The organism is Cupriavidus sp. YAF13, from assembly GCF_052113425.1.
In the GTDB taxonomy this organism is placed as follows: domain Bacteria; phylum Pseudomonadota; class Gammaproteobacteria; order Burkholderiales; family Burkholderiaceae; genus Cupriavidus.
Genome location: NZ_JBFRDD010000070.1, coordinates 53033 through 63530, shown reverse-complemented (window position 1 = coordinate 63530; position 10498 = coordinate 53033). Strand labels below are relative to the sequence as shown.

The following is a 10498-nucleotide window of genomic DNA, read 5'->3' as shown; positions in this document are numbered from 1 at the left end:
CATGTTCAACAAGATCCTGATCGCCAATCGCGGCGAAATCGCCTGCCGCGTGGCAGCCACCTGCCGCCGCCTCGGCATCCGCACGGTAGCCGTCTACTCCGACGCCGACGCCAACGCGCGCCACGTGGCGCTGTGCGACGAGGCCGTGCATATCGGCGGCGCGGCAGCGCGCGACAGCTACCTGCGCGGCGATCACATCATCGAGATGGCCAAGGCCACCGGCGCGCAGGCCATCCATCCCGGCTACGGCTTCCTCTCCGAGAACGACGGCTTCGCCGAAGCTTGCGCCGAAGCCGGCCTCGTCTTTATCGGCCCGCCGGCTTCCAGCATCCGCGCCATGGGCAGCAAGAGCGCGGCCAAGCGCCTGATGGAGGCGGCCGCCGTGCCACTGGTGCCCGGCTACCACGGCGAGGATCAGGAGCCCGCCCTGCTGCGCCGCGAAGCCGACCGCATCGGCTACCCGGTGCTGCTCAAGGCCAGCGCCGGCGGCGGCGGCAAGGGCATGCGCGTGGTGGAAGCCAGCGAAGGCTTCGAAGCCGCGCTGGCGTCCGTGCAGCGCGAGGCCAATGCCAGCTTCGGCGACGACCGCGTGCTGGTCGAGAAATACCTGACCCGCCCCCGCCATATCGAAATCCAGGTCTTTGCCGACACGCACGGCAACTGCGTCTACCTGTTCGAGCGCGACTGCTCGGTGCAGCGCCGCCACCAGAAGGTGCTGGAAGAAGCGCCGGCCCCCGGCATGAGCGACGAACGCAGGCGCGCCATGGGCGAAGCCGCAGTAGCCGCCGCGCAGGCCGTGGGCTACGTGGGCGCTGGCACGGTGGAATTCATCGCCAACCAGGACGGCTCGTTCTACTTCATGGAGATGAACACCCGCCTGCAGGTGGAGCACCCGGTCACGGAGATGATCACCGGGCAGGACCTGGTGGAGTGGCAGTTGCGCGTGGCCTCGGGCGAGCCGCTGCCGCTCAGGCAAGATCAGCTTCAAATCCGCGGCCATGCACTGGAAGCCCGCGTCTACGCCGAGAACCCCGACAAGGGCTTCCTGCCCTCCACCGGCACGCTGCGCTACCTGCGCACACCGGCAGCGGTCGCGTTCGCGCTGGGCCAGGACGGCAACGGCCCGGCCGGCGTGCGCATCGACTCCGGCGTGCGCGAGGGCGACACCATCAGCCCGTACTACGACCCCATGATCGCCAAGCTGATCGTGTGGGGCCGCGACCGCGAGGAAGCGCTGGCGCGCATGGCGCAGGCGCTGGCCGAATACCACGTGGTGGGCCTGTCCACCAATGTGGCTTTCCTGCGGCGGTTGGTGACCTCGCAGGCGTTCCGCACGGCGGACCTCGACACCGGCCTGATCGAGCGCAACCAGGCGGCGTTGTTCCCGCCGCCTGCGCCGGTCGGCATGGAAGTGATCGCGCTGGCGGTGGCGGCGCTGCTGGATGCGCAAGCCCGCGCGCGCCGCGTGGACCCGGCCGACGCGCATTCGCCCTGGCAGCATGCGGGCGCATGGCGGTTAAATGGCGGGGAGCGGCGCACCCTGCGTTTCTCGGTGGATGGCCTGGCGGGCAGCCATGTTGCCGATGTGACGCTCGCCACCGATGCGCGCGGCAGCACGCTGTTCTTCGCCGACCAGGCCGCGCCGTTCCGGGCGCAGTGCGCGGCGGACGATATTCGTGTCGATCTCGGCACGCGGCGCGCCCGTGGGCAGGTCCACGCGGAAGGTGATACCTTCCATGTGTTCAGCGGCCACCGCCATGTGGCTCTCACCTGGATCGACCCGCTCGCGCATGCCGCCGAGGGCGAAGGCGAGGGCGGCAAGCTCACCGCGCCCATGCCCGGCAAGGTCATCGCGGTCATGGTCCAGGCCGGCAGCCGGGTCGCGCGCGGTGCGCCGCTGCTGGTGATGGAGGCCATGAAGATGGAGCACACCATCAGCGCGCCGGCCGACGGCGTGGTGGGCGAGGTGCTGTATGGCGTGGGCGAGCAGGTCGGCGAAGGCGCGCAATTGCTGTCCTTCGAAGCCGGCAACGGCTGAGCCGCCGCTTCAGGCGGCTCCCGCTGCAAGAAAACCGCAGGCCGTGCCCATCCTCTGCGAAAATGGAAGAGAAAGAAGACCAGAGTGGAGATGAGATGAAGTTGCAGTTGTATGTACCGGACGGCCGTTACCAGCCCTGGATCGACGGCTTTGCCGAGGCCCTGCCCGAAGCGCAATGCCTGACCTGGGAAGACAGCAAGAACGAGCCGGTCGACTACGCCGTGGTGTGGCGCCCGCCGCTCGAGATGCTGCGCGGGCGTACCGACCTGAAAGCCGTGTTCAACCTGGGCGCCGGCGTGGACGGCATCCTGAGCCTGCGCGACACCGACCCGGATGCGCTGCCGGCCGGCGTGCCCATCGTGCGCCTGGACGATGCCGGCATGGCCGCGCAGATGATCGATTACGTGACGCACGCGGTACTGCGCTATTTCCGCCGCCTGGATGAATACGCGCTGGCCCAGCAGGCCGGCACCTGGCGCTTTCTCAAGCCGCATCGCCGCGCCGATTTCATTGTGGGCGTGATGGGCGTGGGCACGCTCGGCGCGCAGATCGCGCAGGCGCTGGCCGGCTTCGGCTTCCCGGTGCGCGGCTGGAGCCGCACGGCGCGCGATATCGAAGGGGTGCAGGGCTTTGCCGGCGAAGCTGGCCAGGCACCGTTCCTGGATGGCCTGCGCGTGCTGGTCAACGTGCTGCCGCTCACGCCGGAAACCGAGAACATCCTGGACGCCGGCCTGCTGGGCAAGCTCGCCAAGGGCGCCTACCTGGTCAACGTGGCGCGCGGCCCGCACCTGGTCGAGCAAGACCTGCTGGCTGCCGTGCAGTCGGGACAGATCGCCGGCGCCACGCTCGACGTGTTCCGCACCGAGCCGCTGCCCGCCGGGCATCCGTTCTGGGCCGAGCCGCGCATCACCATCACGCCGCATATCGCGGCATTGACGCTGCGCGAAGATAGCGTCGCCCAGATCGCGGCCAAGATCCGCGCGCTGGGCGCGGGCCAGCCGATCGCCGGCGTGGTCGACCTGCAACGCGGCTATTGAGCAAGCCGGGCGCCGGGGCGGAGCGTTTGCGCCGGGTGCCCTGGCCCAATGTCCGCACATTAGTTAAATCGCGCACGCTGCGACGCGTGCGCAGCAACCAGACAGCGAGGAGACATCATGACCCTGCCCCACTATGTAAAAGTCGTAGAAGTCGGCCCGCGCGACGGCCTGCAAAACGAAAAGGCGATGGTGCCGACCGAGGTCAAGGTCGACCTGATCAACCGCCTCAGCGACGCCGGCTTCGTCAACATCGAAGCCGCCTCCTTCGTCTCGCCCAAATGGGTGCCGCAGATGGCCGATGGCGCCGACGTGATGGCGCGCATCCAGCGCCGGCCGGGCACGCTGTACTCCGTGCTCACGCCCAATATGAAGGGCTTCGAAGGCGCGGTGGCCGCGTCGGCGGACGAGGTCGTGATCTTCGGCGCCGCCAGCGAGGCGTTCTCGCAAAAGAACATCAACTGCTCCATCGCCGAATCCATCGAGCGCTTCGCGCCTGTCGCCGCCGCTGCCAAGGAGAAAGGCCTGCGCCTGCGCGCCAGCATCTCCTGCGCGCTGGGCTGCCCCTACCAGGGCGAGGTGCCGGTGCACGCGGTGGTGGACGTGGTGCGCCGCATGCGCGATCTCGGCTGCGACGAGATCGACATCGCCGACACCATCGGCGTGGGCACGCCGGGCCGGGTGCAGGAGGTGATGCACGCGGTCGCCGCCGAATTCCCCATCGACCGGCTCTCCGGCCATTTCCACGATACCTACGGCCAGGCGCTGTCCAACATCCTGGCCAGCCTGCAGGTCGGCATCTCGATCTTCCACGCCTCGGTGGCAGGACTCGGCGGCTGTCCTTACGCCAAGGGCGCCACCGGCAACGTGGCCACCGAAGACGTGCTGTACATGCTGCATGGCATGGGCATCCACACCGGCGTGGACCTGGAGCAGGTGGTGCGCGCGGGCGACTTCATCTCGCAGTCGATCGGCCGCGCCAACAGCTCGCGCGTGGGACGCGCGCTGCTGACCAAGTGGGGCGCCGCCGCGGACGCTGCGCCTGCCTGCGTATAAGGAACCTTATCGACATGAACGCTCACTCTCCCGACAACGCCAACGACACCGCCGCGCTGCCCGAAGCGGCGCAGCGCGTGGCCGGCCTGCTGGCCGGCCTTGGCCACGACAAGCCCGTGGTCATGCTGCCCGCCACCGGCAAGACCTCGGCCGAGGCAGCGGCCGGCCTCGGCTGTTCGGTGGCCGAGATCGCCAAGTCCATCATCTTTCGCCGCGTCGCCGACGACGCGCCGGTGCTGGTGATCGCCAGCGGCAGCAACCGCGTCGACGAAGCCAAGGTCGCCGCCGTGGTGGGCCCGCTCGGCAAGGCCGATGCCAGGTTCGTGCGCGAGAAGACAGGCTACGCCATTGGCGGCGTCTGCCCGATCGGCCACGCGGTGGCGCCCGTCATGCTGCTCGACAGCGACCTGTTCCGCTACGGCAGCCTGTGGGCCGCCGCCGGCCATCCGCACGCCGTGTTCAACCTCACCCCGCAAGAGCTGCAGCGCATGACCGGGGCCGAGGTGGCCGACGTGGCGCAGCGCCAGTCCGCATGAAGCCGCTGCTTGTACGCGTCACATGCCTCATGCGCATGAGGCGTGTCATGCGCGGCATCCCGGACGAGGGCTAAGGCGATGTCGCAAGCCACCCGCCTCGTCACCGAGCTCACGCGAGGCGCGCAAGCCGCCCAGCGCGCGCAGCCCGTGCCGTCGCCGTGCCGCAACGTGTGCCGCATGGACGCCGCGAGCGGCTATTGCGAAGGTTGCCTGCGCACCATCGAGGAGATCGCCGCATGGTCCGGCAGCGACGAGGCCGGGCGGCGCAGGATCTGGCTGCTGCTGCCGCAGCGCGCCGCGGCGTTGGCCGCAAGGGCGGCGCCATGATGCATTGCACCCACAACACCGCGTGACCCGGCCATGACAACCGCCATCGACTGGTACTTCGACCCGATCTCACCGTTCGCCTACCTGGCGTTCGAGCGCTTGCCCCGGGCCTTGCCAGCCGATGTCTCGGTGCGCTACGTGCCGCTGCTGTTTGCCGGGCTGCTGCGCCATTGGGGCAACGTCGGCCCGGCCGAGATCGCGCCCAAGCGCCGCTTTACCTTCGAGCACGTTGCCTGGATCGCGCACCGCGACGGCACGCCGCTCGCCATGCCCGCCGTGCACCCGTTCAATCCGCTGCCCTTGCTGCGCTTGGCGGTCGCGCTGGAGCTCGAAGGCCGGCTCTCGCACGCCACGCTGGCACCGGTTTTCCGCTTCGTCTGGCAGCAAGGCCACGTGCCCCAGCAGCAGGCCGAGTTCGATGCGCTGTGCGGTGCGCTGGGCGTACCCACCGCTGCGCTGGCGCAAGAGGCGGTCAAGGCGCGCCTGCGGGAAAACGGGGACGAAGCGCTGGCGCGCGGCGTGTTCGGCGTACCTACTGCTGCGCTGCAAGGGGATGCCGGGGGGCAGTTGTTCTGGGGCCTGGATGCGCTCGACATGCTCACCGCGCGGCTTGCCCAGGATCCTTTCTTTGCCTCGGACGCATTCCGTGCCGCCGCCACATTGCCGGTTGGCGCGGGGCGCGCCGATGCACCGCCGCCTCCCACGCCGCGCGCTGACTAGCTGATTTGCCGACACCCCGATGCCAACCACTTTCACGCCTCCAAACCTGCCCGGCACCATGCGCGTTTTCGAGCGCGGCTGGCTATCCGCCAACAACATCCTGTTCATCGATGGCGACGACACCGCGCTGGTCGATTCCGGCTACGTCACGCATGCGCCACAGACGCTGGCGCTGGTCGAGGCCGGCCTCGGCGGGCGGGCGCTGCGGCGCCTGGTGAACACGCACCTGCACTCCGACCACTGCGGCGGCAACGCCACGCTGCAGCGCCGCTGGCAGCCGCGCACGCTGATCCCCGCCGCGGAGGCCGAGGCGGTGCGCGCTTGGGACGTGGACGCCCTGAGCTACCGCGCCACCGGCCAGCAGTGCGACCGCTTCAGCTTTGATGACGTGGTGCAGGACGGCGACACCTTGCGCCTGGGCGGGCTCGACTGGCAGGTGGTAGGCGCGCCCGGCCACGATCCCCATGCCGTGATGCTGTTCGCCCCGCAGGAAGGCATCCTGATCTCCGGCGATGCGCTGTGGGAAAACGGCTTTGGCGTGATCTTCCCGGAACTCGACGGCGAGAGCGGCTTCGCCGAGCAGGCGGCCGTGCTGGCGCGCATCGCCACGCTGGATGTGCGCGTGGTGATTCCCGGCCACGGGCGGCCCTTCACCAACGTGGCGGCCGCGCTTGACGTTGCTGCCGGGCGGCTGGCCTACCTCAGCGCCGATGCCGGGCGCAACGCCACGCATGCCATCAAGGTGCTGGTGAAGTTCAAGCTGCTGGAGCAGCAGCGCATGCGGCGCGACGCGCTGCTGGCGTGGATGGCGCAGGCGCCGCTGATGCAGCGCATCCATGCGCGCTTCATGCCCGCGCAGGACATGGCGGCCATCCTGGACCGGATCCTGGCGTCGCTGGCCGCCGCCGGCGCGCTGGCGGAGGAAGGCGGCGAGGTGTACAACCGGGATTGAGCGGTAACGCTGGTAATGCGGGCGCCACCATGCCCAGGCGCCTGTCCCTGACCCTTTGCGAGGAAACCGTCCATGCCTGCCTTTCCCGTCGCACTGCTTCACCCGCTGGTCGCGCATCTCTGCGCCTCGACGATCCACGCGCACGGCGCCGACCTCGAGATAGAACTGGCGCCATTCGTGCTCGGCGGCGCGCCGGTGCGCACGGCGATCCGGCTCGACGGCATGGACCTGCCCACCTACAGCCTTGAGCAACTGGCGGGCAAGCGCCTCGTCTTCCCGCTCAACCCGGAGCCCGGCTACATCGACGGCTCGCTCTACCTCGACGGCCGCCATCATGCGGTCGACATCCGCGAGCTGCGCTTTGGCGAGATCGACCAGCAAGGCTTGCCTGTGATGATCGAGGGCTGCATTCATTTCGACGACGGCGCCCGCTTCGACGACACGGCACTGAGCCTGGCCGCCTGCATCGCCCGACCCTTGTCCGACGCGGAGATCGACGCGCTGATCGACCGTGCCGCCGCCGATGCCGGCGCTGGCTCGATCCAGCAGTCCGGCAAGGTGATGGCCGCGCTGAGCCGCCACCCGAGCCTGCGCCATGCCGACATGGCGCTGCTGCATGCGCGCGTGCAGGCCAGGCTGCTGATTGGCGAAGCCATGAGGCCGAGATGAGGCGGCCTGGCCACGACGCTCGCCGCACTGGCATGCACGCCGGGCGCGTCATGCCCCACGATGCGCGCGCCGGCAAGGTCCCGCGCTGACCGAGTCCCAAGGATGCACCATGCAAGCCCTTCACGGCCAAGGCTTCCTCCTTCGCCCCTTCCGCTATCCCGACGTGCCCCAGTTCGTGGCCGCCGTGCACGAATCGCTCGAGACCGTGGGCAAATGGCTGCCGTGGTGCCACGCGGGCTATAGCGTGCGCGATGCCGAGAACTGGGTCGACCTGTGCAGGGAAAGCATGGCCATGGGCGAGGCCTACGACATCGGCGTATTCGCCCCGGACGGCAGGGAGCTATATGGCGGCGTCTCCATCAACCAGATCAACCGCGACTACAACTTCGGCAACCTCGGCTACTGGATCCGCCAGACCCGGCAGCGGCAGGGACTGGGCGCGCGCGCGGCAGAGCTGATGGCATGCTATGCCTTTCACCGCCTCGGGCTGACGCGCCTGGAAGTGGTCGCCGCCGAGCACAACGTGGTCAGCCGCGCCGTCGCGCAGAAGATCGGCGCGCAGTTCGAATGCATCGCCCGCAACCGGCTGGTGCTGCACGGCGTGCCGTGCTCGGCGGCGATGTACTCGCTGGTGCCGCCGTGGTACGGCAATGCCGGCCCGTCCAGGGACAAAGGCAAGGATCAAGACAAGGGGGAGGCGAGATGAAGGGAGCCACTCACGAGCCACTCACGCCGGCACCCGCACGCCCCCCGCGCTATTGAGCGCGAACTCATACCGCTCCGAACGTATGGAAAACAGCGTGTGCTCGCAAACCGCGCCATCCGCGAGGAACGACGTGCGCTCCAGTTCCAGCAGCGGATGCGTGCGCGAGGTCTGCAGCACGGCAGCCAGGTGCTGGCCCGCCGAGCGGGCGCGGATGACGAGGTCGGCCCGGTCGACCTGCATGCCCAGCAACTGGCCGATCAAGGTGTAGGACGGATTGCGCTCGGCATCTTCCCAGCCAGGCGTGGCATCACACGCGATGTGGGTCTCGGCGAGCGCAATCGGCTCGCCATCGAGACGATGCAGGCGCTGCAAGGCGATGCAGTGGCCGAGCGCGGCGGGAAAGATACCGCGCAGCCGGGCCGGCACGGCGATCCGCTCCAGCGCGACCAGCTGCATCTCTGGCGCGTGTCCCTGCAGCACCAGCGAGTCGTAGAAGCCGCGCAGTGTATCCAGGCCATGGCGCAGGCGCTTGTCGACCACGAAGGTGCCTTTGCCTTGTTTGCGCTCGACCAGGCCAGCGTCAACCAGCCGCGTGATCGCCAGGCGCACCGTGACCCGGCTCACCCCGAAACGCTCGCCCAGCTCGGCCTCGGAAGGCAGCTTTCCGGACGGGTCGAAGCGCCGCTTCTGGATTTCTTCGCGCAACAAATCTGCGATCTGTTCGTACAGTGAAATGGCGTTCTCACGCGCAACACTCATGTAAAACCCTGTTGTATCAAAGGCTTGTGAAAAACAGCATAACAATATGCCAATGCCTTCGTTGGACATCTTGTATTAAAACGTATTATTGCCTTCCAAGGCCGGACTGACCAGTGCGGCGTCTTACGTGCGTATCGGGAAACCGCCAAGGAGCCGCAGTGAACTCTCCCCTCAACCCGCCATCGGCGCATTCGCGAGCCGGTTGGCAAGCATACCTGTACAAGCCGCCGGCCTGGTTCCGGCTGGGGCCATTGCGCAAAGCGCAGCTGGGCTTCGTGGCCGCGTGGATCGCCTTCTTCGTCATCCTGTTCGTGCTCCCGCAGCCGCAGGGCTTGCCGCCCGCGGGCCGTGCCACGCTGGCCGTGGTGGCCTGGGCCAGCCTGGTCTGGATGAGCGAGGCCGTGCCGGTCGGCGTGAGCGGCATGCTGATCCCCGCGCTGCTGGTGCTGGCGCATGCGGTGACGCCGTTCTCCAAGGCGGCCAGCGGCTTTGCCACGCCGGTGGTGTTCCTGTGCCTGGCGGCGTTCATCTTCTCGGCCATCATGCAGGCGGCCGGGCTGGACCGGCGGATCGCCTTGTTCCTGCTCGACAAGCTGAAGACGCGTACCGCCAACGGCGTGATCTGGGTGATGTTCGTGGTCAACTTCGTGCTGGGCTTTCTCGTGCCGGCGGCCAATGCCCGCGCGGCCACCTTGCTGCCGGTCGTCAACGGCATCGTGGGCCTGTTCGGCGACTCGCCGCGTGAGCGCAGCGCGAAGAAGGCCATCGTGATTCAGTCGCTGGTGTATGGCTCGATGATCAGCGGCATGTGCATTCTCACCGCGCACCTGCCCAATATGGTGATCGTCGGCCTGCTGCAGAAGAACCTCGGCCTGCACATTTCCTATCTCGACTGGTTCAAGCTGCAATGGCCGTACCTGGGCATGTTCGTGCTGACCCAGCTGTGGGTGCAGTCCTACTTCAGGTCGCGCGCGGTCCGGCTGCCTGGCGGCCAGGCTGCGATTGCCGCCGAGCGTGCCGCGTTGCCGCCGGCAGGTGTGCAATCCAAGACGATCCTGGCGGTGTTTGCCGTGGTGGCCGTGCTGTGGGCGACCGAGTCGTGGCATGGCCTGCCTTCCGAAATCGTGGCCTTGCTCGGGCTGGCGGCGCTGTTCGTGCCCGGGTGGACGGGACTGGGCTGGAAAGATATCCAGGCCCGCACGATCTGGGGCACGTTCTTCCTGCTGGCTGGCGCGCTGAGCCTGTCCTCCGCGATTGGCGAGACCGGCCTGGCGCCGTGGGTGGCCGACTGGCTGTACCGCTTCGCCGCGGGCCATCCGTGGTGGCTGGCGTTGCTGATCGTCATGCTCGGCACGCACGTGGCGCGCCTGGCCATGCTGTCCAACGTGGCCGCGGTGACGATGATCGCGCCGATCATGCTGGCGCTGGCACCCAAGCTCGGGCTGCATCCCGCCGCGTTCACCTTGCTGGTGTGCGACAGCGACAGCTTTGCCTACATCTTGCCCACGCAGATCACCGCGGCCGTGGTGGCCTATAGCAGCGGCACCTTCACCACGTCGGACTATGCCCGCGTGGGCGTGGTGTCGGTGCTGATCGGTATTGCCTACGGCCTGCTGGTCATGGCGCCCTGGTACGCCTACCTGGGCATCCCGGTGTGGGATGCCAGCGCGCCGTGGCCATTTCATTGACATCGGAGTTCCC

The 10498-nt window shown here is 68.4% G+C and carries 11 protein-coding genes; 10 read left to right on the top strand and 1 reads right to left on the bottom strand.

Features of this window, described 5'->3' with window-relative positions; genetic code table 11:
• Position 1: 1 nt before the first annotated feature.
• The 9 genes from AB4061_RS35950 (at position 2) to AB4061_RS35910 (ending at position 8038) form a co-directional block, all read left to right on the top strand.
• On the top strand, positions 2-2038 hold the full coding sequence (locus AB4061_RS35950) for an acetyl/propionyl/methylcrotonyl-CoA carboxylase subunit alpha (protein ID WP_441640892.1): 2037 nt from the start codon (positions 2-4) through the stop codon (positions 2036-2038).
• 95 nt (positions 2039-2133) lie between these two features.
• Positions 2134-3075, top strand: a complete 942-nt coding sequence (locus AB4061_RS35945; RefSeq protein WP_441640891.1) for a 2-hydroxyacid dehydrogenase — start codon at positions 2134-2136, stop codon at positions 3073-3075.
• A 117-nt stretch (positions 3076-3192) separates the two neighbouring features.
• A complete protein-coding gene (locus AB4061_RS35940) occupies positions 3193-4128 on the top strand; it encodes a hydroxymethylglutaryl-CoA lyase (protein WP_183032151.1) in 936 nt (311 codons plus the stop codon).
• Between the two features lie 14 nt (positions 4129-4142).
• Complete coding sequence (locus AB4061_RS35935) at positions 4143-4664, top strand: YbaK/EbsC family protein (protein WP_441640890.1); 522 nt, start codon at positions 4143-4145, stop codon at positions 4662-4664.
• 78 nt (positions 4665-4742) lie between these two features.
• Entirely contained in the window at positions 4743-4991 is a 249-nt protein-coding gene (locus AB4061_RS35930) for a DUF1289 domain-containing protein (protein ID WP_441640889.1), read from the top strand.
• 33 nt (positions 4992-5024) lie between these two features.
• Complete coding sequence (locus AB4061_RS35925; protein WP_441640888.1) at positions 5025-5711, top strand: 2-hydroxychromene-2-carboxylate isomerase; 687 nt, start codon at positions 5025-5027, stop codon at positions 5709-5711.
• A 19-nt stretch (positions 5712-5730) separates the two neighbouring features.
• Positions 5731-6663, top strand: a complete 933-nt coding sequence (locus AB4061_RS35920) for an MBL fold metallo-hydrolase (protein WP_441640887.1) — start codon at positions 5731-5733, stop codon at positions 6661-6663.
• Between the two features lie 72 nt (positions 6664-6735).
• Positions 6736-7332 carry a hypothetical protein gene (locus tag AB4061_RS35915; protein ID WP_441640886.1) on the top strand — a complete coding sequence of 199 codons (597 nt, stop codon included), beginning with the start codon at positions 6736-6738 and terminating at the stop codon, positions 7330-7332.
• Positions 7333-7441: 109 nt separating this feature from the next.
• Positions 7442-8038: a GNAT family N-acetyltransferase gene (locus AB4061_RS35910; RefSeq protein ID WP_441640885.1), complete on the top strand. Its 597-nt coding sequence runs from the start codon at positions 7442-7444 to the stop codon at positions 8036-8038.
• Positions 8039-8059: 21 nt separating this feature from the next.
• Here AB4061_RS35910 and AB4061_RS35905 read toward each other — a convergent pair whose 3' ends face one another.
• Positions 8060-8797, bottom strand: a complete 738-nt coding sequence (locus AB4061_RS35905) for a GntR family transcriptional regulator (protein ID WP_441640884.1) — start codon at positions 8795-8797, stop codon at positions 8060-8062.
• 158 nt (positions 8798-8955) lie between these two features.
• Here AB4061_RS35905 and AB4061_RS35900 point away from each other — a divergent pair, with 158 nt between their 5' ends.
• A complete protein-coding gene (locus tag AB4061_RS35900; protein ID WP_441640883.1) occupies positions 8956-10485 on the top strand; it encodes an SLC13 family permease in 1530 nt (509 codons plus the stop codon).
• Positions 10486-10498 lie beyond the last annotated feature (13 nt).